A 25,450-nucleotide genomic window follows, 5' to 3' on the forward strand; every position below is an offset into this window, starting at 1 on the left:
TCAGACCGAAAGGTCCTGTTGGTCCCAGATCACTGTCAGAGATTTTTCGCCGACCCGGATCAGCCGGGACAGTGTTGCCCCGGTGGCCACAGCATCGCCAGTATCCACGGATTGCGCCACATCGCCCGCTACACGGGCCAGTGCCACCATCCCGATCTGCTCGGATATCGCTACTAATGAGCGGGCGCATTTGCGTAGGCCTGGCCAGTCGCGCTGCCGCCAGAACCGTTCACAGTTCGAAAGGCGCACGGCAAGTTCCTCGACTGTTCGGCACAGCACGTCCAAAGCGTTCTTGTCGCCCAGTTGTCGGTAAAGTGCATTCAGGCGATCCGGGTCCAGCCGAACGGTTTCCTTATGTTCAAGTGTGAGTATCTTATCCACCACATTCACCCCAATTTAGTTCGCCCCCACGGCGTAAATCGACTTTGACGGTGAATTCCTTTGCAAAACCTTGCATCGGATCAGGATAATTGCTCGAATTTTCCGCGAATTCAGAGTAGAGCAATCCCCAGCGAACAATTAGGGACACGTAATGGAACACGCCAAACTTCTGCCTGGCTATCTGGTAAAGCGGTATCACGGCTGGAAGGCCACCACGTATTCGGAAAATCAGGTCTGGTACCGCCGCCTTGCAACCGAAGGGCAGCGTCCGCGCGCGATGGTAATTTCCTGCTGTGACAGCCGGGTGCATGTGACTTCTATGTTTGGTGCGGATCAGGGTGATTTCTTTATCCACCGCAATATCGCGAACCTCGTTCCACCTTACGCGCCGGATGGCGATCACCACGGCACCAGTGCTGCAATCGAATATGCGGTTACTGCGCTGAAGGTTGCACACCTGATCGTACTGGGGCATTCGCAATGCGGCGGCGTTCAGGGCTGTATCGACATGTGCAAAGGCCAGGCTCCACAGTTGGAAGCGAAAGACAGCTTTGTCGGCCGCTGGATGGATATCCTTAAGCCGAAATTTGAACTGGTTGCCGACGTCGAGGACAGCGTGGATCAAGCGCGACAGTTCGAGCGGCAGGCCGTTGTTGCCTCGCTCGAAAACCTGATGACTTTCCCCTTCATCTCATCGGCTGTTCAGGATGGTTCGCTCAGCCTGCACGGTTTGTGGACGGACATCGGCGAGGGCGGCCTTCAATGCTATGACCCCGAAGAAAAGAAGTTCGTAGTCGTTTAACCTGCATCGAACAGGTGGCGCGGACCGTATCCGCGCCTCCGACTTTGTGCTCATGATGCACAAGTGATCAGTTCAGAGCCAAATTCATGCGTCTGTTCCGCAAGGTTCCTGATCGCCCTTGGGAAAACAAGGCAGCACTACCGACAATATTTGCTGGATGATCAATACCAGGTTTTGCTTGCGACTGGTTCGTTCAAGCAAAAGGGCCGCTCTGATTAGCGGCCCCCTGGATCACGTTTTAAAGGCGCATCAGCCTTTTTTCAGAACTTCGCGACCTAGCAGTTCTGCGATCTGTACCGCGTTCAGGGCGGCGCCCTTACGCAGGTTGTCGCTGACGCACCACAGGTTGATGCCGTTCTCAACGGTCGAATCCTGACGGATACGGCTGATAAACGTTGCGAAATCACCGGCACATTCGATCGGAGACACGTAGCCACCTGGCTCGCGCTTGTCGATTACCATGATGCCCGGCGCTTCACGCAGGATGTCGCGCGCTTCGTCTTCGTCCAAGAATTCCTCGAATTCGATGTTCACAGCCTCAGAGTGGCCAACGAAAACCGGCACGCGGACGCAGGTTGCAGTGACCTTGATCGACGGATCGACGATCTTCTTGGTCTCGACAACCATTTTCCACTCTTCCTTGGTCGAGCCGTCTTCCATGAAGACGTCGATCTGCGGAATGACGTTGAAAGCGATTTGTTTCTGGAACTTCTTCGGTTCAACGTCGGTGGTGGGGTTGTAGATGGCTTTGGTCTGATCCCAAAGCTCGTCCATGCCCTCTTTACCGGCACCCGAAACCGACTGATAAGTCGATACAACAACGCGCTTGATCTTGGCGCGATCGTGCAGCGGTTTCAGCGCGACAACCATCTGCGCGGTCGAGCAGTTGGGGTTGGCGATGATGTTCTTATTCTTATAGTCGTGGATCGCCTCGGGGTTACATTCCGGCACGATCAACGGGATCTCCGGATCATAGCGATAGAGCGAAGAGTTATCGATCACCACACAGCCAGCTGCAGCCGCCTTGGGGGCGTACACCTTGGTCGCCTCGGAACCCACGGCAAACAGGGCCATGTCCCAGCCGGTGAAATCGAATGTGTCCAGATCCTTGGTAGTGAGTGTCGTGTCGCCAAAGCTTACCTCGGTGCCCAGCGAACGACGGCTTGCCAGGGCGGCAAGTTCATCGACGGGGAACTGGCGTTCAGCCAGAATGTTCAGCATTTCGCGGCCCACGTTACCCGTGGCGCCGACGACTACGACGCGATAGCCCATTTCATGTCTCCAAAGTTAAGGACGCGCGTTCATAGCCGCGTTGCAGCGAAGAAAAAAGGGTTTTCAGGTTATATTTCCAGCAATGACGCCGATTTTACGCCGTAAACAACTTCAAGTGTCGTTCAGAAGACGTTCGTAGAGGGCGACGAGGGTCTTGGCTTCGCCATTGATGTCGAAATTCTGCTCGACATGGGAACGAGCGGCAGCTCCGGATCGCGCGAGGGAATCGCGGTTAGACAGCATTTCCGCGGCTGCGTCCGCTAGCGCGGGTATGTCACCGGGTTCAACCACCCGCCCCAAAGAAGGATCCGTGACGATCTCGGAAAATGCACCTACATCGGTGGCCACGACTGGAACGCCACAGGCCATCGCCTCAAGTGGAGTAAGGCCGAACCCTTCCCACCGTTGCGGCGCAACGAACAAGTCCAGCACCTGATACCACTCAGCGATCTGATCTACGGTGACTTCGGGTTTGAAAAGGATACGATCGGAAAGACCCGCTTTGGCGACCTTGTCCTTCAACTCAGCCAGAAAACCGGTGTGTTTTTCGGTCGCGCGGCCCATAACGACGCCGTGGACATCGTCGAAGCGACCACAGAGGTCAATCATCGCATCAACAAACGCATCCGTGCCTTTCTGATGACGAATGCGGCCGTAGCAACCCAACAGCAGACCATCTGGCAGGCTCAGCAGTGCCCTGACAGCGGCTTTGTCTTTGGGTGGTGTGAAATCCTGGAGGTTGATGCCGTGCATGATAACTTGCGCGTCACGCTCCATGTACCCGGCGGTCTTACGAGAGGTTGCGACTACCGCGTCCATTTTCTGGATCAGCCACTTTGTATAGCCCGTGTGGGTGCGTTGCGAAGCGCTGGTAAAAAGCAGCTTCAGTCGCAGCCGCAGGATATTGCGCAGGAACAGGCCCAGTAACATTTCGGTGTTGCGGCGGGCATGCCAGACCCGCAGGGTTTTGCGCGATAAAAAGGGCAGGCGGCCCAGCGGAATATGTGGAATATCCTTTGGCAGGCCCGGCCCGGTGGCAGCAATGTCGATCCATTGCACCTGTAACGGAACAAGTCGGGCGATCGTCGCGGTCACGCCCGAAAGCCGGCGTTTTAGATTGGGGGCAATGACGCGCGGGTCGGACATGGGCTCTCCTGACGGTTCCAGCGTCAGTCGACGCTGTCGCGGCTGAATAGATAGATCACACAACCAATGGCAAGTGTGACCGCGAAAAAGCCGAATATCGCTGTGTAGGGCGCGGTCGGGCTGATGTCCACTGTAGCGGCATGGATGCGGCCAGTGACAAACTGCGCCAACCCCACACCGCCAATTCCAAATAGGTTCAGCAGTGTCATGCCGCGTCCTACAAGGTGGGGCGCCACAAAGGCGCGGCCATGTGCCATGATGACCGGAAAGCTGGCCCCCATGAAGCCGATCACTGCCATCAGCATCACCGACAACCAAACCGCGTTGTCGACCCACAGACACAGCAGGACCAGTGCCGCCGTGCCCAGCGCATTACCGCCGAAAATCACCCATTTTCGCGTTCCTAGAAGCCGATCCAACGGTCCGTAGGCAAAGGTTCCTGCAATCATCGCCGCGCCCATTATCAACGTCGCGGTTCCGATCTGGGTGGTGCTCAACGCAAAGATATCGCTGAGATAAGGCCCAGCCCACAAACCGCGCGTCGCGGCCGAGGGCGCATAAGCCACCAGCATAAGCGGCAATATTGCCCACAATGCGGGCTCCTTCAGCAGATCAAGCACTGATCCACGGTGTTCGGTCTCTACCCGTTTGGGATCGTGTACCGTAATCCAGATGCCCAGCGCGATCGCGCCCGAGAACAGGGCCAGCACCCACATGGTCGCGCGCCAGCCCATAAGCTCAACCGCAAGGGCTGTGGGGTAAGAGGCCACGAGATTGCCAACAGATCCTACGCCCAGCATCACTGCGGCCAGGGTCGCAAAGCGGGCAGGCGGGTATTCGCGCGCAAAGATGTAGTACGAGGCCATGAGGACTGGAGAACATCCGACACCGATCAAGCCCATGGCGATGGCGATATGAAATGGAGTGCTAGCCACGGCAAACAACGCAGCCCCGCCGGCCCCTCCTACCAGCAGCAAAACCGCAGCTGTCAGGCGCGGTCCAATCTGATCCAGCGCCCAGCCGACCGGTAACTGCATTGCGGCAAAGACAAGAAACCAAAGCCCCGAGGCAAAGGCCAGATCCTCTGGTGTGGCACCGATATCGCGCCCCAGATCGACGCTAAGTACCGCCAAAAAGGCGCGAAAAAATTGGCTGAGCACATAGCCCAGACACAAGACCACCAGACCTGCCTTCATGAAACGCCCCTTCTCCCCCAAGCTGCGCGGAAATGCTTGGCACGTCACGGTGCGCCACACAAGCGTATGTGTTATGATGTTTTCACCGGACAGAGTTCACAATCGGGCTACTATATAAATAGAACGACCAACCCGAGGTACCAATGAAAGACGCCCAGGCCGCGTTTTATGACAGTCTTCCGCTGCAACGGGACTTTACTCGTTTATCCAATCCAGCACGTTTTTCTGCCGTGCCGGATGATTGGGCGCTGGGCGTGGCTGACATTGTGGATTCAACCGGCGAGATTGCCAGAGGACGGTACAAAACTGTCAACATGGTCGGGGCGGCAGTCATCTCGGCCATGATCAACGGGTTGCGCGGAAAAGAATTTCCCTATGTTTTCGGAGGGGACGGCGCAGGGTTCGCTGTGCCTGCAGGCGCCGTTGATACAGCCCGAACCGTGCTTGCAGATCTACGACGTTGGGCAGAAGAGGAGTTCTCGATCGAATTGCGCGGGGCCTTGGTTCCCGTGTCCGAAATCCGTCTGGCGGGCAGGGATCTGAGGGTGGCGCGTTACGCACCCTCGGATGGTGTGGATTACGCCATGTTTTCGGGTGGCGGGCTGGTCTGGGCCGAAACACAAATGAAATCTGGCGCGTTCGAGGTTCCACCGGCAGATTCGGGTGCGTTGCCTGATTTGACTGGCTTGTCCTGCAGATGGTCCAACACCAAAGCGCGCCACGGCCAGATTGTATCGTTGGTTGTGCAACCAACTGCGAAAGCGACCGAGAGCGACTTTGCCGACTTGGCTCAGTCGGTTTTGTCGGCGTCGGAAGGTCTGGAGCGTGCCGGGCACCCGGTGCCGGAAAACGGCCCACCGATCAGTTGGCCGCCACCGGATGTTGAGCTTGACGCCCGAGTGTCGCGAGCCGGGCGCAATTTGCTTGCACAGAGGTTGAAGCTTTTGGGGCAGAACCTGTTGATCGCCATTTTGTTCAAATCTGGCAAGCGATTGGGCGAATTCGATCCCGAGCACTACAAACAGATGGTCAGTCGGAACGCTGACTTTCGTAAGTTTGATGATGGCCTCAAAATGACGCTGGATTGCGATCCATCAACGCTGGCGCAAATACGGACGATGCTTGAGCAAGCGCGCGGGCAGGGTAAGATCCGCTATGGCCTGCACGCCCAGGACGAAGCAATGATGACCTGCTTTGTCCCATCGGCCACGCGAGACGACCATGTGCATTTCGTCGATGGGGCCTCTGGCGGTTACGCACAGGCGGCCGCCGCGATGCAGGGCTGACGGATTATTTCGCCTTCCATTGTGCTGCTAACGCCCGAGAGGCCTGCGCCAGCAGCATCACATCAATTCCAACGGCCAGAAACTGAGCGCCCATATCAAAATAGATCTGTGTTGCCTCGTCATTCGTGCCAAGAATGCCGGGTGCTTTACCGGCGGATTTTATGCGCTCCATTGCATCCGAGATAGCGGCCCGTACTTCGGGCGCAGCACTATTACCTTGGTAACCCATGTCAGTAGACAAGTCGGCCGGCCCGATAAACACCCCATCGACCCCGTCGACCTGCAGAATTTCATCCAGAGCAGCCATTCCCGCCCTGTTTTCCACCTGAACTAGAAGGCAAATCTGATCATCAGCCGTTTGAATGTAATCTGCTACTGATCCAAAGCCGGTCGCACGTGCGGCGCCAGCACCGACCCCGCGCACGCCTTCTGGTGGATAGCGGCAGGCCCGCACCAGTTCGCGTGCTTGTTGGGCGCTGTTTACCATCGGCACCAGAATGGTCTGTGCACCCACGTCCAGCACCATTTTGATTAACGCCGTATCCCCCACAGGCACCCGCACAATTGGGTGAGACGGGCTGCCGGCAAGCGCCATCAACTGATCGCGGATCGAGCGGATATCGTTCGGCGCGTGTTCTCCATCGATCACAAGCCAATCGAATCCGGCAGTGCCCATGATCTCAGCCGGGGTTGCTTCGGCGAAACTCATCCAGCATCCAATCAGGCGATTGCCGTCCTTCAAAGCTTGTTTAAAGTCGTTTGTCGGTGCGGGCATAGCTTGACCTTTAAGTTAAAGAGCGCGCGATTTCGGTGATCACATCATAGGCCATTTTGATGTCGTCTTCGGTGGTTTCGAACTGACCGGCCTGAAAGCGAATGACAAGATCACCATCTACTCGAGTCTGGGTCAGGTAGATGCGGCCGTCATCGTTGATTGCGTTCACCAGTTGCAGGTTCAGGTCATCCAGATCGGTGTGGCCTGCCGGGACATAGCGAAAGGTCCACAAAGACCACATGGGTTGGGTGACGATCTCAAAGTCCGGCTCGCTTTTCAGGCGGTCATGCAGATCAACGGACCAGTTCACGTGATTTCGCAACCGTGACCGCAGACCCTCAAGCCCATAAGCGCGTATCACGAACCACAGCTTGAGTGCCCGGAATCGGCGGCCCAAAGGTACAGACCACTCAGAGTAATTGATGATCCCGTCCTTGCCGTGCGTCTTGAGGTACTCTGGGCTGATCGCCAGCGTTTGCACAAGGTCTTCGGGGTTTTTCAGGAAATGCGCACAGCAGTCGAATTGTATGCCTAGCCATTTATGCGGGTTGAAAACAACACTGTCGGCTTGTTCGATTCCGGACCAGTAGTGACGATACTCGGGACAGATCATGGCTGATCCGGCCCAGGCTGCATCAACATGCGAATAGAGTTCGTATTTCTGTGCGATCTTCAAGCATTCATCGACCGGATCAGCTGCACCAGTTCCGGTTCCCCCCACACAAAGAATGACCCCCGCGGGTTGTAACCCAGCTTCCAAATCGGCCTGAATTGCAGCCTCTAATGCGGCGGGGTCCATGCCACGCCAATCGCCCTTGATCGGGATGCGCACCAAATTGTCCTGGCCGATCCCGGCGATCCAAATGGCGCGATCCACAGAGGTGTGAACTTCGGCGGAACAGTAGACACGCAGGGGCTTGCGCTCAAAAAGGCCTTGGCTGTTGCCCTGCCAATTCAACGCCTTTTCGCGCATCGTCAATACTGCGGCCAGCGTCGCAGTAGATGCGGAATCCTGAATAACGCCCGCGAACCCTTCGGGTAAATCAAGAGCCTGGCGCAGCCAGTCCATCATCCGCGTTTCCATTTCGGTCGCGGCGGGTGAGGTTTGCCACAACATGCATTGTGGCGCGATGGCGCTGACGAGGAATTCGGCCAATACCGACGGGGCCGACGCATTGGCGTTGAAATAGGCAAAGAACCGGGGATGTTGCCAATGTGTTATCCCGGGCATAACCACTTGCTCGAAGTCGTTAAAGATATCTTCCATCGACTGTGGGTATTCCGGAGGTTGAGCGGGCAAAGCGTTCAGAATGTCGCCGGGCTCAGTCTGGGGGCGCACGGGTTTGTCCCCGACTGTCAGGTGATAGTCCTGCGTCCATTCTGCGACTTTCTTTCCCCAGTCTGAAAACTCATCCCACTTCATCGCATGCCCCTGATTTTTTCAGATACCGACGCTCTCAACGCCAAATTTCACGTTTGCCAGTGATGGCCATTCCGACAGGGACGTCAACGCACTTTCACTGCGGTTCATAGAAATGGTTAGGGTTTTTGACGCTATAGTAGTTCCACATAGACTCTAAACAGTGCGAAAACGGGAACTTGTGCGGTGATACTGTATGACCAGTTGCAGTAGAGTTCGAATTCGGCCAAAATTTATTATGACCAGTGAACTTCCTATCACGTCACGGTCGCTGCCTATTGCTTTGCTGCGGGCACGCGAAAGGGTCATGGGACCTATTCGCAAAATGCTTGTTGATGCGGGTGTGACGGAACAACAGTGGCGCGTGTTACGCGTTCTGAAAGAAGAAGGCCCGCAAGAACCGACTCATATCGCTGAACGGGCCTGTCTTTTGTTGCCGAGTCTCACGAGAATTCTGCAAAAGCTCGAAGCCAAGGGTTTGATCCTGAGAAAGGTGCATCCCGACGACAAACGCCGTCAGATTGTAGACATAACGGCGAAAGGGGATCAGATCATACAAGACAACATCCAAGTGACGATCCGCTTGGCTGAAGAACTGCGCACCAAGCTGGGTCCGAAACGGCACGAAGCCCTTCTGGACCTTTTGAATGAACTGCATGATCTGGAAACTTGATACCAAACCCCGCCGGAGTGGTTAGTCATCCTCCGGCGGGGAGGCCAGACTTGCACTGGACTTTTGGCCTGGCCCGAGGCCGGTTGCGCCGGATTTGGGTCGACGGTCCGACCTGCTCTCCAGAGAACAAGCTTGCCTGAAATAAGGCTGGCTGTCGGGCGCAAAGACATTAGGGGGCAGCATCTTTGGCCGTAGTTCTCTGAAACAAACGCACCTTGTCACCGGATATGCACGCCGGTCACCCAAGGTGTCTTCTCGTTAAGGCGAACGCTTAGATGTCCGCCGAACAGTGAGTGGCGTCACGAACGATCGCCCTCTGAAACTGGTGGAGGGGCTCGTCCTGCCTACACACAATACTAGAGCGCCAGCAGCGTTTTCAAGGTGCAACCATTTAAATGTGAACGACCCTAGGTTGCGATATACGGGGGAATTCGTGGCTGCGGAGCAGCTTGTCCTCAACCCTATCTATACTAAGATGCCGCCAGCCAAGTAAAAAAGGGGCGGTGATGTCAGGTAGTTTATTCTCTCTCCCAGATCCTGTTTCAATACCGGTTCAGGGGCGAAGCGCCTCATATCCGGTGGGTCGTATATTCTGCGTCGGTCGCAACTATGCGGCACATGCGGCTGAGATGGGCCATGAAGTTGACCGCGAAGCCCCATTTTACTTCACCAAATCTGCGCCGAACGCGGTTTTGTCTGGTGCCAGAGTTCCTTACCCGCCGGGAACAGAGAATTTCCACTATGAGATGGAGTTGGCAGTGGCGATCGGTAAGCCGGTGTTCCGAGCCACGAGCGAGCAGGCCTGGGATGCGGTTTTCGCCTATGGTTGTGCTTTGGACATGACGCGCAGAGATCTGCAAATTCGCGAACGCAATAAGCAGCGGCCCTGGGACTTGGGTAAAGACCTTGAGGCAGGCGCAGTGTTTGCGTCGATGACAAAGGCCTCGGATTGGGAACCCAAAGATGAAACTCGTATTTTTCTAAGTGTGAACGGAACGACCCGTCAGGATGCTACGCTGCACGAGTTAATCTGGAAGATTGATGAGATCATCAGCCATCTGTCCGGATACTATCACCTGCGACCCGGAGATATTATTCTCACTGGCACACCAGCCGGAGTGGGGCCAGTTCACGCCGGTGATGTTGTCAAAGGTGGTATTGATGGCCTGGAGCCTATCAGCCTAACGCTTTCGAACCCAGAATAGACCCTATTTAGGGTCTTTCAGCCAATCTGACGCGAATTCTACGTCATCCAACCCGGCAAACCTTCGCACCCGGTCCAGTTCAGATTGCAGGCGTCGTGTCCGCGCCTCTGACCAGCGAATGGAACGTTCAGGCCAAAGCGCGCTGACATGCAGGATGCCCCTGTCGCGTTGCGCCTTCATATCGATCCGGCCGACCATCCGGTCACCTTCTAACAACGGGAAGACGTAGTAACCGTATGTCCGCTTGGCAGCAGGTACGAAGACCTCAATCCTGTAATGGAATCCAAACAGGCGTTCGGCGCGGTTGCGGTCGCGGAGCATTGGATCAAACGGGCTGAGAACACGTATCCGCCCAGTAGGGGACGGTACTTCATGGTTCGCTAGATCTGGCCGTGCGAACAACTTGCGCACACGCCCATCTGCGCAGGTGATCTCAATTTCTTCTGATTTCCCCTGCTTTAGGCACTGTTCACACCAATTCTTAGCCTCGCTCACGCTGACAGTATCCCAGAACGCCGCGAGCTCACCCGGTGTAGCAAATCCCAGTCGGTCCAGCGCTGCATTGCACAGCCAATCGACGGTTTGCTCTGGGTCACAGGCCATGTTTCCGGGGCACAGGTGCGTTTCAATCACCCGCTCGGTCAGGTCGTACCGCTTTTGAAAGCCATTCCGCCCAACAACCGTCAATGCCCCGGATCGCCACAAAAACTCCAATGCAGTCTTTGAAGGGTGCCAGTCCCACCACCCGCCCGAACCCTTCTTCTCATCCTTTCCAACGTCTGAGGAGGAGACGGGTCCGTGATCCTGTATGTGCTTAAGAACAATAGAAAACTGCTGTTCGAACCCATCTCGACGCCAGTTCTTCCAGCGTGATTTTAGCAGGTCGGCGTCGCGTTGAAACCGCAGGTGCCAATGGGGGTAGAATTCCATTGGTATGACGGCTGCGTCATGCGTCCAATGTTCGAACAGGGCTTTGTCGCGCTCGTAAAGCCGCTTGAGGTTTTCCGCGCGGTAGGAGGGCCTGCGCGAATACAAAATCATGTCATGGGCGCGGGCGACCGTGTTGATACTGTCGAGCTGAACAAAGCCTAGACGTTGTATTAGGCCCAGCAGATCCGCCCCTTTTGCGCCGCCCGCCGGCGTTTCCGCCAATGCGTGGCGATCCATGAACAGCGCGCGCGCTGTTTTGTTGTCCAGCCGTTGCAACGACACCAGATCAGCGCCGTTTTAAAGTGTCGCCAAAGCTGATCTTGGGGGTCAGGGTCACGCGGGTTTCGACTTCTGCATTCGGGTCGGCCAATTGTGCGGCGATGATTTCAGCCGCCTTGCGTCCGATTTCCAACCGACAGGCATCCATTGTGGCCAGCTTGCGTGGCAGGCCCTGCAGCAATTCAACGTTGTTGAACCCGGCGAGGCCGATTTGGCCGGGCACATCGATTCCCTGTTCTAACAGGTACAGCAGACCGCCAGCGCCGATCATATCATTGGAATAATAGAGGAAATCCAGTTCAGGCGAACGCTCTAGCATGGCCTGGGTCATCTCACGACCTTTAGCAAGGGCAGAGCCACCAGAGTAGAATTCGCGATCTTCGATTTCGATCCCGTTCTTTCCAAGAACCTCGGTAAACCCTTCAAAGCGTTTCCGAGCACGGTGATCCAGCGGCATTTTGGTGCCCATAAAGCCGATATGTTCATACCCCGCTTTGAGGATTGCCTCAGCCATCTCGCGCCCTGCGCGCCGATGCGAGATGCCGACCATCGCGTCCACGGGCTTGCCGTCGGTGTCCATAATTTCGACCACAGGTATCCCGGCTGAATCCAGCATCGCACGGGCTGCTTCAGTGTGCTCCAACCCCGCGATTATCACCCCCGAAGGCCGCCACGAGAGCATCTCGTACAGCACCTTCTCTTCTTTCTCAGGCAGGTAATCTGTTACGCCGACCACCGGCTGCAGTTCGGTGTCTTCCAGCACCTGATTGATCCCGGTCAGCACCTCGGGAAACACCATGTTCGATAGCGAAGGGATGATGACCGCAACCAGATTTACCCGGCTCGAAGCCAGAGCTCCCGCAATCTTGTTTGGCACGTATCCCAGTTCTTTCGCCGCGGCCAGAACGCGGGTGCGGGTGGCGTCTGATACGTCGCCCCGGTTTCTCAGAACTCGGCTGACCGTCATCTCGGATACACCGGACGCTTCCGATACATCACGAAGGGTAAGCGGGCGTTTTGTTTCTGTGGTCACGGAGGGCACCTGCACTGTTGTTTTGCCCGATGGTAGCGTGAACAGGATGCGATTTACAACTGTTGTGCAAAACTCATGACATCCAGAAAAAACCGCGCTACAGAGGGCCTTGCGCGGCCCCGTGGCTCAACTGGATAGAGCAGCCCCCTCCTAAGGGGCAGGTTGCAGGTTCGAATCCTGCCGGGGTCGCCAGATTTATTGAATCGCTGGCTCTGGGAACCGGGCACGGGTGCGATTGGCGAATGCGACCAGAGACAGCATTACCGGTACTTCGACCAATACCCCAACGACCGTTGCAAGGGCGGCGCCGGAATTCAATCCGAACAGGCTTATGGCTACGGCGACCGCCAATTCAAAGAAGTTTGACGTGCCGATCATGGCGCAGGGTGCTGCAATTCGGTGGGGAACTTTCAGCGCATACGCGGCACCGTAAGCCAGCGCGAATATTCCATAGCTTTGGATTAGGATGGGTACAGCGATCAGCACGATAACCAAGGGTTTGGCCAAAATAGTCTGACCCTGCAGCCCGAACAGGATAACCACCGTCGCGATCAGGCCCATGATCGACCACGGTTTAACCCGTGCGGAAAAGGCGTCAATCGCGTCTTGTGATCCTAGCTTATGACGCGTGATCAGGCCGGCAATCAACGGCAGCACCACGTAAAGCACAGTCGCAAGCACCAATGTTTGCCATGGGACCTGGATGTCGGTAACGCCCAGCAAAAAAGCCACGATCGGCGCAAAGGCAACCACCATAATCAGGTCGTTCACCGACACTTGCACAAGGGTGTAAGTTGCATCTCCTTTGGTGAGTTGGGACCAGACGAACACCATGGCTGTACATGGTGCTGCACCCAGCAGGATCAGGCCGGCAGTGTATTGTGCGGCGTCCTCGGGTTGGATCCATGGGGCAAAGACGTAGTCAAAGAACAACACTGCCAGAAATGCCATGGTAAATGGCTTGATAAGCCAGTTCACAACCAAGGTAACGATCAGTCCGCGCGGTTGGCGGGCGACACCTGCGACAGCACCGAAATCTACCCCGACCATCATTGGGTAGACCATTGCCCAAATCAGAAGAGCGACCACGAGATTTACGCTCGCGACCTCGGCAGAGGCGACAAGGCCTACGAGGCCGGGCGCGGCGAGACCGATTAGAATGCCCCCGACCATAGCCAGCGCGACCCAAACCGACAGGTAGCGTTCGAAGATGCTCATGTGTATGCCTCTTTGGTCTGATCGGTTAGTTTGCCAGATGTCAGGGCGGCAAAAGCGACCATGATTGCCGCCGTGCCCAGAACCAGGGGCAGCCCACCGATTTGATAGGTCAGGCCTGACAGCAGGGTACCCACAAGTCGCCCTGTCGCGTTGGCCATATAGTAAAAGCCCACATCCATGGTGACCCGTTCTGATTTGGTAAACGCCAGGATCAGGTAGGAATGCAGTGAAGAGTTAATGGCAAAGATAGCCCCAAAAATCAGTAACCCGACCACTAGGGTGATAGTCAGCCATGTTTCGGGTCCAGAGGACATCAGGACCGCAACAGTCAACGCCGCTGGCACACAGAACAGGGCTGCCGCCCAATTGCGGGCGGCGTGGATCAGGTCGCTTTCGGTGCGATCCGCCGCGCGCAGGATCTTTGGCGCGCTGGCCTGAACAGCCCCGTAAAGGATGACCCAGACGGCCATGAAAGTGCCGATCATGAAGAACGCCGCGCGGTTGCCCTCTTCGGTGCCATCTGACAGCACCGCGTAGAAATAGATCGGGATGCCGACTACGAACCAAACGTCCCGCGCGCCAAACAGAAATACCCGCGCCGCTGACAGCCAGTTTACATTGGAGGACTTTGAAAAAACCTCGGAGAACTTTGCGCCCTTGCGCCCCTTCGGCAGACCCGGTGGCATAAAGAGGATGACGGCGACCAGAATGATAGCCAGCACAATCGCCATGGCCAGCGTGGCCCACATAAAGCCGAGCGTGGCCAGCAAAGCGGCCCCTAGTAAGAAGCCCAAGCCCTTCACGGCGTTTTTCGAGCCGGTCAGAACAGCAACCCATCGGAACAACCCGCCGCCCTCGGTCGGTGCCAGCAGTTTCACGGCGGATTTCGAGGACATCTTGGCCAGATCTTTGGCGATGCCACTGGCCCCCTGAACGATCATCACAAAGGTAACTTTGGCCGGAATCGCCCAATTAGGGTCTAACTGGGTCAAAACAAGCAATGCCCCTACCTGCAACGCCAACCCTGCATACAGTGTCGAGGCCAGCCCGAACCGCGCCGCGATCCAGCCGGCGGCAAGGTTCGTCCCCATCCCGGCGATTTCATAGAGTACAAACAGGTAAGCCAACTGTACCGGCGAGAACCCCATCGTATGAAAGTGCAGCAGCACCAGCATACGCAGGGCCCCGTCGGTCAGCATAAAGGCCCAATAGGCCGCCGTGACCGCAATATAGGCCGACAGTCCTTCGGGCCTGGATGTCACAGCGAGGCCCCAACCATTAGCGCGACGTCGACCAAACGGTGGGCATAGCCCATCTCGTTGTCGTACCACGCATAGATCTTTACCTGCGTCCCGTTCACAACCATGGTCGAGGGAGCATCAACGATCGAAGAGCGTTCATCATTGGTGTAATCGGTCGAGACCAGCGGCCGGGTTTCATAACCCAGAATACCCTTCAGTTCGCCCTCTGCGGCAGCCTTGAAGAGGGCGTTGACCTCTTCCGCGGTTGTTTCCCGCTCAACCTCGAAAACGCAGTCTGTCAGCGACGCGTTCAACAGTGGCACTCGCACGGCATGGCCGTTCAATCGCCCTTTGAGCTCGGGATAGATCAATGTGATTGCGGTGGCCGATCCGGTGGTGGTTGGGATCAGCGAATTCAAAGCAGAGCGCGCGCGCCGCAAGTCCTTTGCTGGGCGGTCCACGATGGTTTGCGTGTTGGTCACGTCATGGATCGTCGTCATCGATCCATGGCGAATGCCGAGGTTCTCGTGGATCACCTTAACAACCGGAGCCAGACAATTGGTGGTGCAAGAGGCCGCTGTCACGATGTGATGCGTAGCCGGGTCGTAGGTGTTTTCGTTGACGCCCATAACGACATTGGCGGTGAGGCCGTCCTTGACCGGAGCCGAGACGACAACCTTTTTCACTCCGGCCGCGAAATAGGGCGCCAGTTTGGCCTCGGTCTTGAAGACGCCGGTACAGTCGATCACGACATCGACACCCTCTATCGGCAGTTCATTCAGATCCTTGGTGCCGATGAAGGGCAATCGGGTACCATTGATCGTGACGCTGTCAGAATCGTGCGAAAATTCCGCGTCCCAACGGCCGTGCACCGTGTCGAACTCCAGTAGATGCGCATGCATCTCGGGGTCACCGACCCCATCATTAATCCAGGCGATCTTTGCGCCCTTATCCAGCAACGGCTTAAGGGCCAATTTCCCCATTCGGCCCAAGCCGTTTATAGCGTAAGTCGTCATTTTGTGTCCTCAATAGGTCCTCTGCCGATTTCATCGACGGCAGTTTGCAATGCGATCCGGTCAAGGCTTTCGACCGGCAAAGATGTAAAGGCTTGAATTCTGCGCTTGAGCGCGCCGTATGCGTTCTGAAAGGACAGGCTTTTTTCGGCGTCAGTGCCTTCGGTTTTCACCGGATCTTCCATGCCCCAATGGCCGCTGATTGGCTGACCGTCCCAGGCTGGACATTCCTCGTTCGCGGCCTTGTTGCAGACGGTGAACACGAAATCCATTTCCGGCGAATCAGGGCCTGAAAACTCGGATAGGTTCTTCGATCGCAATACAGAGGTGTCGTGACCCTTATCTTGTAAAACCTGCGTCGCAATCGGGTTTAGTTCCGAAAAAGGCTGGGTTCCGGCCGAGTAGACATTGAACCTGTCCCCGGCAATCTCACGCAGAAGAGACTCCGCAAAAATGGACCGCGCCGAATTGCCGACGCAGATGAATAGTACGTTGAATTTCCGGTCCGTCATGTCGACTTTTCCTTGCTCAAGAGGCATGCAGATATCAGGGCGGCCACGGCAGCAGTCGTTCAGCAAAAAGCCGAGCATGTGCTGCACATTCTTCATTTCAACTGAATAGAGCAGAGAGGTTCCCGACCGCTCTTGCGTCACCAGACCTGATCGCTGCAGCGCGTTCAGGTAGTTCGACAGGGTGCTTGGTTTGATGTCCAGTTCCGACGCCAACTCACCTGCGGGCACGGTGTCAGGAAACCGTCGCATTAACATGCGAAACACAGTGATGCGCTGCGGGTGACCGAGAACGGCCAATTGATTTGTTATCTCTTCTATCATATTTCATGAAATATAGAAATTAAGAGCGTTCGTCAATTTGCTTTTTGTTTCGAAATTGGGTCTTGCGGATTTCTGCCGGAGCCCTGCCAAATGGAGTTGTCAGAATCTATGGCAGGGACGTGGCGATCCGCCATGGGCAACTCTGATTTTCGAGTCTTGCGCGGTGTAACGTGACCGTTTAAACGAGCCTTCTCTTGTCTCAGGAGCCTATGTGGTAGAGCAAGCCCCTCTGAATTTGCTTTCAAGCTTTGGAGTGGCTCGTAAAATCAATGTCTTCGAGGCGAGCAGATAGAACAGCCGAGCCAGGACCTGGCCCGGAAGGCCGCTGTAGCTCAGCTGGTAGAGCACGTCATTCGTAATGATGGGGTCGGGGGTTCGAGTCCCTTCAGCGGCACCAGTTCTGTCTAAAACCTTCTATTTTATTAGTGTGATAGAGTAAGCTGTGTTTCTTCTGTCCGCTCTAATTTCACCCGTTTGGTAAATGGAATGGTGCCTCTTGAAGCCCTAGGCGCAAAGGTCGTTATGGCATTGGAAGGCATAAATGATGTTGGCGCACCGATGTTCCACACGCTGATTGCGTGCCCTGATTGGTCCAAGGAAATCACGCATACGTGGTCGATACCCCGACATCCGCACCAAGATCGAAGAAGCCGCGCAGCCTTGGCGCGATGCACTTCCGTGTACGTCGCAAACCGAGTGAAAATTGTTGTTCAACCCAACTTTGGATCAACCGATGGCCCGTGTCCGAGTACCCCTTTTAAAAGGCTTGCCGCTGTTCGATGCGCCTTTCAGATGAGCACTGTCGATCAAAGTAGTTTTGTCGTCCGTTCCGGGCTGAGCCAATTCTCTGAAGTTGTGCGCAAATACGCCAAGGCGGGACCATCTTACAAACCGATTGTAGAGGGTCTAGCGAGGTTCATACACGGACGGAGCATCCCGCCAGCGCAGACCATTGCGGATTAACGCCGATGATACCAATGAGAACCGTGCGGTCGTCTGACCTCAAAACCCCGCATGGCTTTGGGAATAGGTGCTTGATGCGGTTGAAACGCTCGTAGTCGAGCCAGAACCGATGCGACATGGGCAATCCTCCTGCCGCATTTGAATCACGGAGCAGATATGAATGGCATCTGTCATCGCAATGTCCGCTCAACAAGTAGAACCGTCATCCAACAAAAACTGTAAGATGACGGTTTCGAGGTCGAAGCAGGCGACATCAGGACCACATTTCACGTCCAATTTGTTGCCGAAGCGCCCACAGGTCTAACAGCGCCAACAGAGTTGATTAAACGCGCTTGCCTATTGAGTTTCCAGCGGATCGAACCTTTTGCTTGGATCGCTGCCAAGCTTTGCTGCCATTGACAGTGCCCAATCTCGTGCAGCGGCGTTCTTATCCTCGTAACGCCCATGCACCACGCAGAAGAACAGTGCGCTGTCGTCGAGGCCGTTTCGAGGAGAAAACCAGTCAAACGGGTCGTTTGGTTTGACAGATGCGAACTGCGTTGAAGCAGGTGCAGTGCGCTCAAGTTTCGCCTCATCGTTTGTGATGTCCTGCAGCAATGTCGGGCGTGTCGTACCAGTATCTGGTGTTAAGATTCCCATGATTTGCTCGCGACCAGCAGGCACAAATCGTCCCTTTTCCTCGACCGGGAAACGAATGGCTTGCCCTGCAAAAACGTCTCGTTGAACGACACTATCGCGGACAACAACGGTTCCGTTCACTAGAACAAAGGGAATTCCAGTAGACGGTAAGCCCTGCTGTCCCAGTGTATAGTTCGCATTTTCAGTGACGTTTTCGGGGTCAAAAATAGTAATGTCAGCCACCATGCCTTCCTGCATGCGCCCGCGTATTTGCATCGCACGTAAGCCGGTGTCACCGAGGCGCTTGGCATGGATATAGCTCAATTGGGTCAATGTGAGCATGAGCGGGACGTCTGCCTCGCGTGCCATCCGAAGCACCAGTGCATGGCTTCCTGCCGATCTTGGATGTCCGGCGTAGTCTTCATAGGGGGAGTCCCAATTCAGTTGATTGCCTTCAACATCAAGACCCATCATTCCGTCGCCGGAAATCCCATAGCCAGCAATTGTGATCCAGTCGTGCAGCCATTGCTCCCGTGGCGGGCTAAAAACAATGGCAGTTCGGCCCGGTTCATTCTCAGCAAATTCGAGAAACTCCTCTTTGGTTACGTATCGATTGAGTTGAGGGTCAAAGATGGTTTCTTCGTACTTGTAACCCATTGAACCTTCCCAGTTGTCGGGGGCGATAATCGAAGCGCCGTAGTTTCCCGAACCGGCTGTCCATGGGTAATAGCTGGACCAGACATTGTAGCCTTGGTCTCTCGCCATCTGCAGCTTTTCCTGGTTCTCCCACCAACCGTAGTCATTGTCGTGATGGATGTGCAGCGGTGCCTTCAGAACCATCGCATTGACGAGAATTTCATTCACACCAGTTTGGGTCTCGGTCGGTGTGGATGCGCTTGGGTGAAACCGATGATGGACAGAGGTAAGCCTGCCATAGCGAGCGGCAGCGCGCTGCGCTTCGAACATTTCGTAGGTGGTAATGCCTTTGCGGGCATAGCCGATGGTTGACCCAACGCCTATGGCTCCCAAGCGCAAACCCTCGTCGAGTTGCGCCGTTATCTCGTTCATCTGTTCGCGGTTGCTCGGTACCGAAGACCATCCTTCAACTCCGTCTTCTACGGATTGTGCACGCAGCGCGAAGAAATTTCGAAAATCAATGTCTCCACCTTCGAGCACAAGCCCGTCGTGGACCCGCATGCGCGCATACTCCTGTCCTACAACAGTCCCATAATTGGCTTGGGTGACACCGGCGCGCGCGTCGTACCACTCGCCGATGTTGGCCGCACCCACTTCAAAGTCCATTTGCGTGGTGACGCCATCGCGGAGGTTCACCTTGATACCCCAAGGATCCAGCCCATGCTGTTCAAGATCGATGAAACCAGGTGCAACGACGTGGTTGGTCGCGACTATGGTCTCCGCGCCCTCGATGGTCTCGGTCGTTATTGCTGTGATCCAACCGTTGTTAATCCCGACATTGGCGATTTGATCGAACCCAGTTTCCGGGTCCATGACACGACCGTTCAGGATTACAACATCATAGCTTTGCGCATGTGCAGAAAACGCAGCCAAAGCTATGGCCGCCGCTGTAACAATCAGTCTCATTCGAATCCTCCCATCCACCGAAGCTTACGGCGGCTGCTGAAATCCAGCAACGTTGGGGGCGTTACTAGTGCCGGCGACAACCAGAAAATACACGCAAGTCTTGTCCCGCCTTTGAGCGACAGCTTTGTCCGCGAAACGGAAACTGCAAATTCTTGTTTTGAATGTCCGCTCTGGGCTGCAACCTGCCGAATGAAAGTACAGCATGCCGTTAACTTCAGGCTGCAGGTCTGGGATCAAACAGGACCAAGAAGGTCGCGCGGCATTCTTTGGTACAACGTCGGGTTGTCGTTTGAGCAGGACATGGCGGATCGGAGGATCAGTCATGGAAACACCAAACCTACCTGCAATCCACGCGCTCCGCCTGCTTGGGCCGAGGGCCGCATCGTAGGTCAGAAAGGCCCGCTAGAGCAAAAGCATGTCTGGGCAATCTGGGTGCGGCTTGAACTGGCAGAAAACCACGGTGATCTATCCCTGACCAATATGGCAATCGATAGCAAGCTTTGAGGCTGCGACCTGCTGAAGATGAAGGTCGTGGATGTGATGGCGTCTGGTCAGATCCGGGTACGCGCGTCAGTGCTGCAAGCAAATCTCAGAAACCGGTACGGTTCGATACCGTTTCAGTTGCCTGTATTTTTGTTTCGCACCGCTCTACAGGCTCAATTTCTCTGCAGATCATTTCATTCCTAGGTCCCCTCAGAAAGGACAACCAAGAAGGACGGCAGGATACGATCCCTCTGACAGTACCTTTTCGATGTTAGGAAGGGCTAAGGAATAAATTCTTTCGGTACCCCAAACTTCAACGAACCCACGCTGATACCTGTCAACGAATGCAGAAAAGCAACCAGGTTTTGAATTTCTAACTCCGTGAGTTGGACCGGAACAATGTCATTTTTTTTGCGTTGACGCTCCATTTCATAGTCGTCCTCCCAAACTATGAAATCAGTTTTTTGCAACCATGGCACCTCGGGCAATGCAGCCATTTCAGGACTCCAGTCGTCTAGGCTTACCTGCGGATTTAGATGATGGCGAATGACGCTTTCAAGATCGGGGAAGGCGCCATTGTGACCGTAAGGCGCGGTCAGGGCAACGTTGCGCAACATAGGGGTGCGGAACCTATAGGCATCCTCAAGGCGGTTGCTTTCACCCATGCGGCCTACATCCCGGACGAAGGGATCCCACTGCCGGGTGCGGCCCGGCCCAAAGGGCGGTAAACCCAAGGCATAGAACTTCTGATCTGACATGAGCGGTCCGGTGTGGCAAGTGGAGCAGCGTGCTTTGCCGTAGAATAGCTTCATCCCATCCATTTGAGCCGGCGAAAGGGCATTCGTGTCTCCTGCGAGGTAGTGGTCAAACGGGCTGTCCGTGCTACGCCACTCTATCGCCATGAAAGCGGCCAGAGCGTTGGCGATTTGCGTGATAGTGATGTCTTCGGTCGTCTCAACCTCATCAAAGGCGGCGACGATGGCCGGACCATAGCGTGGATCGGTGCGGACGCGTTTCGCCAGAATCGGCCAGCCTTTGTCAATACGATCATGCACCGCGCCTGTGACCTCATTCTCAGCCACATTGCCCGCCATCTCGAATTGTGAGGTCAGGGGAAACAGAGCCTGTGCCGCCAACAGGGAATTCAGGCCCTCGGGCAGCCACTCCTGCGCTGGGGAATTGAAGGCGTTGCCGTAGACGTTGGAAATGCTCAGCCTGCCGTCGTGAAAGACGGTGTGAATTTCCTTGGCACCTAGGTTCCATAGACCCGGAGAGTTGCGAGGGATACGTTTGCGTATTCTGTCTGCCCCGGTGCCGGGTGTGCGGTCCGGCCCCAGCCCCTGTCCGCCTTCTCCTATGCCCAGTGACAACCCGTCCGATGTGCCGAAATCCGGGTGGTGACAATGGGCGCAGGTGATGTTGCGGTTACCTGACAGGATCGGGTCGTAAAACAATTGATGACCGACAGCGGCCTGTTTCATATCAAAGTGGATAAAGTCATCATCGGTTAGCGGGCGCGGCAAATCCTGTGCCGCAGCGGCCCCAACCCAGAAGAGAGCAACTATTCCATGCGTCAGCTTGTTTTCGCCCTTTGCGTATATGCTTCTCCGGCTCTGGCTGAACTGGAGCAAGCGCGCGATATGATGGAAGCCGGACAGTTTGAAGCCGCGCGCGAGGAACTTCTTCCAGCCGCTCGCTCGGGCAACGCCGAGGCTGAAGAGTTGATCGGCGTGATGTACGGGTTGGGTCTTGGGGTCGAGCAGGATTATGAACGGGCCTTTGAATGGTATCTGCGTGCCTCGATGAAAGGGCATCCGGGCGCTCAGTCGGGAGTTGGCTGGTACTATGAATTGGGTCTGGGCATGCCCGCGCCTGATCTTGTGCGAGCCTATATGTGGTACACGCTCAGCGCCATTGGTGGCGACCCCGACGCGGCGATCAGCCTTGAGGAAGTGGTTAAGAAAATGTCGCCGGAGCAGATTGAAAGGGCCCATGTGCTGGTCAACGACTACAAAGGGTGGATGTACCCGTTTCGGTGATGGCCGGGCCGCAAAGCCCGACCCATACACTTAGTTCAGGTCCGCATCGCGTGAAGCGTTCACATCGGCCTCAGCTGCAGCAACCGCTTCGGTCAACGCACCAAAGATTTCGTCCCCACGGGCAACGTTGGACTGGAACCAGTCATAAACCGGGGTTGCAGCCTCTTTGAACGCGGCCTTCTGATCGGGTGTCAGGACATAGAGGTCGCCACCACCGTCGACAAAATCCTCGTAGGCCTGAATCGACTTGCGCTTGGGCGAGGCAAAGGTGGCCTGTTGCAGCGCGTAGAAACCGTCGACGACGACGCGGCGCATATCCTCGGGCATCTCCTGGAACTTGGCGTTGTTCATCCACCACAGTGCGCCCATGTAGGCATGGCCGTCCAAGGTGACATATTGCAGACCCGCGTCAGGGAATTTCATGCCCATAATGTCGGTGATGCCGTTCTTGGATCCCTCGACCACGCCGGTCTGGAAGCTGGTGAACAGTTCAGGCCATGGGATCGGTGTCGGCGAAGCTCCCAGAGCCTTGACCAGTTCCTGCGGCAGGTCGGCGACCACGGTCCGGATTTTTAGACCTTCCATGTCTGCAGGCTCGGCAACGCGGCGCTGGGTGTTGGCGAAGTTGCGCCAGCCGCCGGTGTTGCCAATGGTCATCAGACGGATCGCGCCGCCAGAGTCCTCCAGTGCCATGTTACGCATGGTGCGGGTGAAGTCGCCGGACAGAACATGCTCGGCAATTCGGTCATCGGCCATAAGGTAAGGCAGGTCCAGAACCTGCACGTAAGGAAAAATGCCCGAGGCTCCGCCCGAGGTGGAAATATAGATGTCGATGGTGCCATCGGCCACGCCTTGCAGGCATTCCGCGCCATTCGAACACAGTTGGGTACCGATGAACAGCTCGACCTCTATCGCACCGTTTGAGGCGGCCTCGACATAGTTCTTGAAGACAATCAGGCCGTCATAGTCCTCGTCATTTTCGTTCGAATTGGCAGTAGCGCGCAGTGTGTAGTCGGCGGCTGTGGCGGCCATGGCGGACGCGGCCACAAGCGATGTGGCCACCGCTGCGGTTTTGATGAAGTTTCTGAGCATGCGTTTCCTCCCTGTGATACTCAGTTCAGTTTGCAAATCCCGTTATCCTGGGGATCGTCATGGATAGTGCGGGGATATAGGTGATCAGGAAGATCACTATGATTTCGACGGCCAGGAACGGCAGAATCGCCTTGGCGATGGTTTCGACCCGTTCGCGCGATACGGCCGCGGCGACGAACAGGACCAAGCCCATTGGCGGGGTGGCGAGGCCTACGGTCAGGTTGACGCTCATGATGATGGCGAAATGGATCGGGTCTACACCAAGGCTGGTGAAGATGGGCCCAAGGATCGGGCCAAGGATGATGATCGCGGGGCCTGCATCTAGAAACATGCCGACGATGAAAAGCAGCAGATTGATCAGGAACAGCAGGATAAGCGGGTTTTCCGACAGGCTGAGGATCAGCGAGGCCAGTTGTTCCGGCGCATGGCTGAGGCTGACAACCGTCTTGAACGCCATCGCCGCGCCGACCAACAGCAGGACGACGGCGGAGGTCATGCCTGCGTTGCTGAGAACCTCGGGCACCTCTTTCCATGTCAGTGTGCGCAGGACGAAGAAGCCTATAATGAAAGCGTAGCCCACGGCGACGGCGGCAGCCTCGGTCGGTGTGAAGATGCCGCCCAGAATGCCGCCCAGAATGATCACTGGGGTCATCAGCGGGAAGAAGGCTTTCAGGCTGGCCTGACGCCGTTCGGGCCAAGTGTATTTGCGGCTGGCCACGGGGAAGTCGTACTTGTCAGCCATCAGTTTGATCATCAGCATCAGGCCGACACCGACCATCACGCCGGGCACGATGCCTGCAAGGAACAGCGCGGCGACGCTTTCGCCCATCACATATGCGTAGATGATCATGATGCCCGAAGGTGGGATGATCGGGCCGATCACAGAACTCGCCGCTGTAATCGCAGCGGCGAATTTGCGTGTATAGCCCTGTTTTTCCATCGCCGGGATTAGCATAGACCCCAAAGCGGATGTATCGGCCACGGCAGACCCGGAAAGGCCCGCGAAGAGGATCGAACTCAGCACGTTCACATGCGCCAGACCGCCGCGCAGGTGACCCATCAGGGCCTGACTGAACTCGACCAAGCGGATGGTAATACCGCCGCGGTTCATCAACTCTCCGGCTAGCATGAAGAAGGGGATCGCCATCAGCGGGAAGCTGTCCATGCCATTGTAGACATTGCGATAGAGCAGCGTGATGTCGTTGGTCTGACCGTTGAGCCAAAGCAGGATACCGGGAGCGGCCAGCAGGGCGAAAAAGACCGGCAGGCCGATCAACAGGAAAATCAGGAAGGTGGGTAGGAACCAGATCAGCACTTATTCGGCCCCCACTGCCGCGTCAGGAATTTCAGGCAACAGGTGACCCCCGCCCAGCAGAGTGATGAAGGATCGCAGGATCAGCTCAATATTCACCGAAATCAGCAGAATGATCCCCACCAGCAACGAGGCCATCATCCAACTGCGTGGTATTCGATACCATTCGTCGAACCCGAATGAGGTGGGAAGGTATAGCGCGGCGGTGGCGAATTTACCGCCAAAACCAGTGACCTCGGACCAACCGATATTGACCGCTACTAGCAAGACAGCCAGCGAGATCAGCAACAGGAACAGGTTGAGCGTCTGACCAATTGAGCGTGGCAAAAAGCGCTCCAGCATGTCGATGGCCACAAAGCCGCCGCGGCGAAAGGCGGTGGGCGCCATCAGGCCGGTCATCCAGAGCATGCAAAACCGTGCGGCCTCATCCGGCCATGGCAGAGCATTGCCCAGTACATAACGGAAGAACACTTGAATCAGGATTGCGATCACCATGAGTGCAATCGCAACGACACCAACCGCGCGGCCCAGACGCAGCACGGTTTCGTTCACGAATGCAACCGGCGCAAGCGCCGATGCCAGTCCGCCCATGCGGATCCTCCCTTATTCAGCCGCGTGTATGTCCCACGGTCGTCAGA

23 protein-coding genes, 2 tRNA genes and 1 pseudogene are annotated in these 25,450 nt (G+C 56.0%); 8 read left to right on the forward strand and 18 right to left on the reverse strand.

The features are described 5' to 3' along the window. On the reverse strand, window positions 1-390 hold the full coding sequence (locus ACR0EO_RS11490; protein WP_480689985.1) for a hypothetical protein: 390 nt from the start codon (window positions 388-390) through the stop codon (window positions 1-3). Between the two features lie 142 nt (window positions 391-532). On the opposite strand from ACR0EO_RS11490, the gene ACR0EO_RS11495 reads away from it, so the two are divergent. Further along, a complete protein-coding gene (locus ACR0EO_RS11495; protein WP_480689987.1) occupies window positions 533-1,183 on the forward strand; it encodes a carbonic anhydrase in 651 nt (216 codons plus the stop codon). A gap of 249 nt (window positions 1,184-1,432) precedes the next feature. Here ACR0EO_RS11495 and ACR0EO_RS11500 read toward each other — a convergent pair whose 3' ends face one another. The 3 genes from ACR0EO_RS11500 to ACR0EO_RS11510 all read right to left on the reverse strand — a co-directional run bounded on the left by ACR0EO_RS11500 (window position 1,433) and on the right by ACR0EO_RS11510 (window position 4,797). Further along, the gene (locus ACR0EO_RS11500) at window positions 1,433-2,455 is read right to left on the reverse strand and encodes an aspartate-semialdehyde dehydrogenase (protein ID WP_480689989.1); all 1,023 of its coding nucleotides are present in this window, start codon (window positions 2,453-2,455) and stop codon (window positions 1,433-1,435) included. 111 nt (window positions 2,456-2,566) lie between these two features. Next, complete coding sequence (locus tag ACR0EO_RS11505) at window positions 2,567-3,601, reverse strand: glycosyltransferase family 4 protein (RefSeq protein WP_480689991.1); 1,035 nt, start codon at window positions 3,599-3,601, stop codon at window positions 2,567-2,569. A 23-nt stretch (window positions 3,602-3,624) separates the two neighbouring features. Then, window positions 3,625-4,797 carry an MFS transporter gene (locus ACR0EO_RS11510; RefSeq protein ID WP_480689993.1) on the reverse strand — a complete coding sequence of 391 codons (1,173 nt, stop codon included), beginning with the start codon at window positions 4,795-4,797 and terminating at the stop codon, window positions 3,625-3,627. Window positions 4,798-4,940: 143 nt separating this feature from the next. Between ACR0EO_RS11510 and ACR0EO_RS11515 the strand changes: the two genes are divergently transcribed. Beyond that, the gene (locus tag ACR0EO_RS11515) at window positions 4,941-6,083 is read left to right on the forward strand and encodes a DUF3095 domain-containing protein (protein WP_480689995.1); all 1,143 of its coding nucleotides are present in this window, start codon (window positions 4,941-4,943) and stop codon (window positions 6,081-6,083) included. Window positions 6,084-6,087: 4 nt separating this feature from the next. Here ACR0EO_RS11515 and ACR0EO_RS11520 read toward each other — a convergent pair whose 3' ends face one another. Beyond that, window positions 6,088-6,858 carry an aldolase/citrate lyase family protein gene (locus ACR0EO_RS11520; protein ID WP_480689997.1) on the reverse strand — a complete coding sequence of 257 codons (771 nt, stop codon included), beginning with the start codon at window positions 6,856-6,858 and terminating at the stop codon, window positions 6,088-6,090. A gap of 10 nt (window positions 6,859-6,868) precedes the next feature. Continuing rightward, complete coding sequence (locus ACR0EO_RS11525) at window positions 6,869-8,281, reverse strand: pyridoxal phosphate-dependent decarboxylase family protein (protein WP_480689999.1); 1,413 nt, start codon at window positions 8,279-8,281, stop codon at window positions 6,869-6,871. A 235-nt stretch (window positions 8,282-8,516) separates the two neighbouring features. Between ACR0EO_RS11525 and hpaR the strand changes: the two genes are divergently transcribed. Together hpaR and ACR0EO_RS11535 are read left to right on the forward strand one after the other, a co-directional pair. Further along, entirely contained in the window at window positions 8,517-8,951 is a 435-nt protein-coding gene (hpaR, locus tag ACR0EO_RS11530) for a homoprotocatechuate degradation operon regulator HpaR (protein ID WP_480690001.1), read from the forward strand. 506 nt (window positions 8,952-9,457) lie between these two features. Next, window positions 9,458-10,156, forward strand: coding sequence for a fumarylacetoacetate hydrolase family protein (locus ACR0EO_RS11535; RefSeq protein WP_480690003.1), 699 nt, complete (start codon window positions 9,458-9,460; stop codon window positions 10,154-10,156). A gap of 3 nt (window positions 10,157-10,159) precedes the next feature. On the opposite strand, the gene ACR0EO_RS11540 is transcribed toward ACR0EO_RS11535, so the two are convergent. Then, window positions 10,160-11,368, reverse strand: a complete 1,209-nt coding sequence (locus ACR0EO_RS11540) for a winged helix-turn-helix domain-containing protein (protein ID WP_480690005.1) — start codon at window positions 11,366-11,368, stop codon at window positions 10,160-10,162. A gap of 4 nt (window positions 11,369-11,372) precedes the next feature. Next, window positions 11,373-12,398 (reverse strand): LacI family DNA-binding transcriptional regulator, encoded by a 1,026-nt coding sequence (locus ACR0EO_RS11545; RefSeq protein WP_480690007.1) that lies wholly within the window; start codon window positions 12,396-12,398, stop codon window positions 11,373-11,375. 115 nt (window positions 12,399-12,513) lie between these two features. Between ACR0EO_RS11545 and ACR0EO_RS11550 the strand changes: the two genes are divergently transcribed. Continuing rightward, window positions 12,514-12,590: transfer RNA gene (locus ACR0EO_RS11550), tRNA-Arg, on the forward strand. Window positions 12,591-12,593: 3 nt separating this feature from the next. On the opposite strand, the gene arsB is transcribed toward ACR0EO_RS11550, so the two are convergent. Genes arsB through ACR0EO_RS11570 form a run of 4 tightly spaced genes read right to left on the reverse strand, consistent with a single transcriptional unit; the run spans window position 12,594 to window position 16,703 of the window. Continuing rightward, the gene (gene arsB, locus ACR0EO_RS11555; RefSeq protein WP_480690008.1) at window positions 12,594-13,616 is read right to left on the reverse strand and encodes an ACR3 family arsenite efflux transporter; all 1,023 of its coding nucleotides are present in this window, start codon (window positions 13,614-13,616) and stop codon (window positions 12,594-12,596) included. Further along, window positions 13,613-14,878, reverse strand: a complete 1,266-nt coding sequence (arsJ, locus tag ACR0EO_RS11560; protein WP_480690010.1) for an organoarsenical effux MFS transporter ArsJ — start codon at window positions 14,876-14,878, stop codon at window positions 13,613-13,615. The genes arsB and arsJ overlap by 4 nt, the downstream gene beginning before the upstream one ends. Beyond that, window positions 14,875-15,873 carry an ArsJ-associated glyceraldehyde-3-phosphate dehydrogenase gene (locus ACR0EO_RS11565; RefSeq protein ID WP_480690012.1) on the reverse strand — a complete coding sequence of 333 codons (999 nt, stop codon included), beginning with the start codon at window positions 15,871-15,873 and terminating at the stop codon, window positions 14,875-14,877. Before ACR0EO_RS11565 ends, arsJ begins: the two co-directional genes overlap by 4 nt. Beyond that, entirely contained in the window at window positions 15,870-16,703 is an 834-nt protein-coding gene (locus ACR0EO_RS11570; protein WP_480690014.1) for an arsenate reductase/protein-tyrosine-phosphatase family protein, read from the reverse strand. Before ACR0EO_RS11570 ends, ACR0EO_RS11565 begins: the two co-directional genes overlap by 4 nt. A 321-nt stretch (window positions 16,704-17,024) precedes the next feature. Between ACR0EO_RS11570 and ACR0EO_RS11575 the strand changes: the two genes are divergently transcribed. Continuing rightward, window positions 17,025-17,100, forward strand: a tRNA-Thr gene (locus ACR0EO_RS11575). A gap of 332 nt (window positions 17,101-17,432) precedes the next feature. Here the strand turns inward: ACR0EO_RS11575 and ACR0EO_RS11580 are convergent. Together ACR0EO_RS11580 and ACR0EO_RS11585 are read right to left on the reverse strand one after the other, a co-directional pair. After that, window positions 17,433-17,784: pseudogene (locus ACR0EO_RS11580) on the reverse strand (transposase); the annotation flags it as partial. A 218-nt stretch (window positions 17,785-18,002) separates the two neighbouring features. Then, a complete protein-coding gene (locus ACR0EO_RS11585; RefSeq protein WP_480690016.1) occupies window positions 18,003-19,886 on the reverse strand; it encodes an amidohydrolase family protein in 1,884 nt (627 codons plus the stop codon). A gap of 189 nt (window positions 19,887-20,075) precedes the next feature. Between ACR0EO_RS11585 and ACR0EO_RS11590 the strand changes: the two genes are divergently transcribed. Beyond that, window positions 20,076-20,390 (forward strand): hypothetical protein, encoded by a 315-nt coding sequence (locus ACR0EO_RS11590; protein ID WP_480690018.1) that lies wholly within the window; start codon window positions 20,076-20,078, stop codon window positions 20,388-20,390. 260 nt (window positions 20,391-20,650) lie between these two features. On the opposite strand, the gene ACR0EO_RS11595 is transcribed toward ACR0EO_RS11590, so the two are convergent. Then, the gene (locus ACR0EO_RS11595; RefSeq protein WP_480690020.1) at window positions 20,651-21,892 is read right to left on the reverse strand and encodes a cytochrome-c peroxidase; all 1,242 of its coding nucleotides are present in this window, start codon (window positions 21,890-21,892) and stop codon (window positions 20,651-20,653) included. A gap of 45 nt (window positions 21,893-21,937) precedes the next feature. Here ACR0EO_RS11595 and ACR0EO_RS11600 point away from each other — a divergent pair, with 45 nt between their 5' ends. After that, the gene (locus ACR0EO_RS11600) at window positions 21,938-22,408 is read left to right on the forward strand and encodes a tetratricopeptide repeat protein (RefSeq protein WP_480690022.1); all 471 of its coding nucleotides are present in this window, start codon (window positions 21,938-21,940) and stop codon (window positions 22,406-22,408) included. A 30-nt stretch (window positions 22,409-22,438) separates the two neighbouring features. On the opposite strand, the gene ACR0EO_RS11605 is transcribed toward ACR0EO_RS11600, so the two are convergent. The 3 genes from ACR0EO_RS11605 to ACR0EO_RS11615 are packed head-to-tail and all read right to left on the reverse strand — an operon-like array spanning window position 22,439 to window position 25,403. Next, window positions 22,439-23,500: a TRAP transporter substrate-binding protein gene (locus ACR0EO_RS11605; protein ID WP_480690024.1), complete on the reverse strand. Its 1,062-nt coding sequence runs from the start codon at window positions 23,498-23,500 to the stop codon at window positions 22,439-22,441. Window positions 23,501-23,525: 25 nt separating this feature from the next. Further along, on the reverse strand, window positions 23,526-24,815 hold the full coding sequence (locus tag ACR0EO_RS11610) for a TRAP transporter large permease (RefSeq protein ID WP_170337175.1): 1,290 nt from the start codon (window positions 24,813-24,815) through the stop codon (window positions 23,526-23,528). Continuing rightward, on the reverse strand, window positions 24,816-25,403 hold the full coding sequence (locus tag ACR0EO_RS11615; protein ID WP_480690026.1) for a TRAP transporter small permease: 588 nt from the start codon (window positions 25,401-25,403) through the stop codon (window positions 24,816-24,818). Between the last annotated feature and the right edge of the window lie 47 nt (window positions 25,404-25,450).

It is taken from the genome of Ruegeria sp. BE9, from assembly GCF_056538765.1.

Bases quoted from the DNA above. Each gene is read 5' to 3' on its own strand.
- ACR0EO_RS11495 (WP_480689987.1), top strand. From the start codon at position 533: ATGGAACACGCCAAACTTCTGCCTGGCTATCTGGTAAAGCGGTATCAC.
- ACR0EO_RS11500 (WP_480689989.1), bottom strand. From the start codon at position 2,455: ATGGGCTATCGCGTCGTAGTCGTCGGCGCCACGGGTAACGTGGGCCGC.
- ACR0EO_RS11505 (WP_480689991.1), bottom strand. From the start codon at position 3,601: ATGTCCGACCCGCGCGTCATTGCCCCCAATCTAAAACGCCGGCTTTCG.
- ACR0EO_RS11510 (WP_480689993.1), bottom strand. From the start codon at position 4,797: ATGAAGGCAGGTCTGGTGGTCTTGTGTCTGGGCTATGTGCTCAGCCAA.
- ACR0EO_RS11515 (WP_480689995.1), top strand. From the start codon at position 4,941: ATGAAAGACGCCCAGGCCGCGTTTTATGACAGTCTTCCGCTGCAACGG.
- ACR0EO_RS11520 (WP_480689997.1), bottom strand. From the start codon at position 6,858: ATGCCCGCACCGACAAACGACTTTAAACAAGCTTTGAAGGACGGCAAT.
- ACR0EO_RS11525 (WP_480689999.1), bottom strand. From the start codon at position 8,281: ATGAAGTGGGATGAGTTTTCAGACTGGGGAAAGAAAGTCGCAGAATGG.
- hpaR (WP_480690001.1), top strand. From the start codon at position 8,517: ATGACCAGTGAACTTCCTATCACGTCACGGTCGCTGCCTATTGCTTTG.
- ACR0EO_RS11535 (WP_480690003.1), top strand. From the start codon at position 9,458: ATGTCAGGTAGTTTATTCTCTCTCCCAGATCCTGTTTCAATACCGGTT.
- arsB (WP_480690008.1), bottom strand. From the start codon at position 13,616: ATGAGCATCTTCGAACGCTACCTGTCGGTTTGGGTCGCGCTGGCTATG.
- ACR0EO_RS11565 (WP_480690012.1), bottom strand. From the start codon at position 15,873: ATGACGACTTACGCTATAAACGGCTTGGGCCGAATGGGGAAATTGGCC.
- ACR0EO_RS11570 (WP_480690014.1), bottom strand. From the start codon at position 16,703: ATGATAGAAGAGATAACAAATCAATTGGCCGTTCTCGGTCACCCGCAG.
- ACR0EO_RS11585 (WP_480690016.1), bottom strand. From the start codon at position 19,886: ATGAGACTGATTGTTACAGCGGCGGCCATAGCTTTGGCTGCGTTTTCT.
- ACR0EO_RS11590 (WP_480690018.1), top strand. From the start codon at position 20,076: ATGAAAGTACAGCATGCCGTTAACTTCAGGCTGCAGGTCTGGGATCAA.
- ACR0EO_RS11600 (WP_480690022.1), top strand. From the start codon at position 21,938: ATGCGTCAGCTTGTTTTCGCCCTTTGCGTATATGCTTCTCCGGCTCTG.
- ACR0EO_RS11605 (WP_480690024.1), bottom strand. From the start codon at position 23,500: ATGCTCAGAAACTTCATCAAAACCGCAGCGGTGGCCACATCGCTTGTG.
- ACR0EO_RS11615 (WP_480690026.1), bottom strand. From the start codon at position 25,403: ATGGGCGGACTGGCATCGGCGCTTGCGCCGGTTGCATTCGTGAACGAA.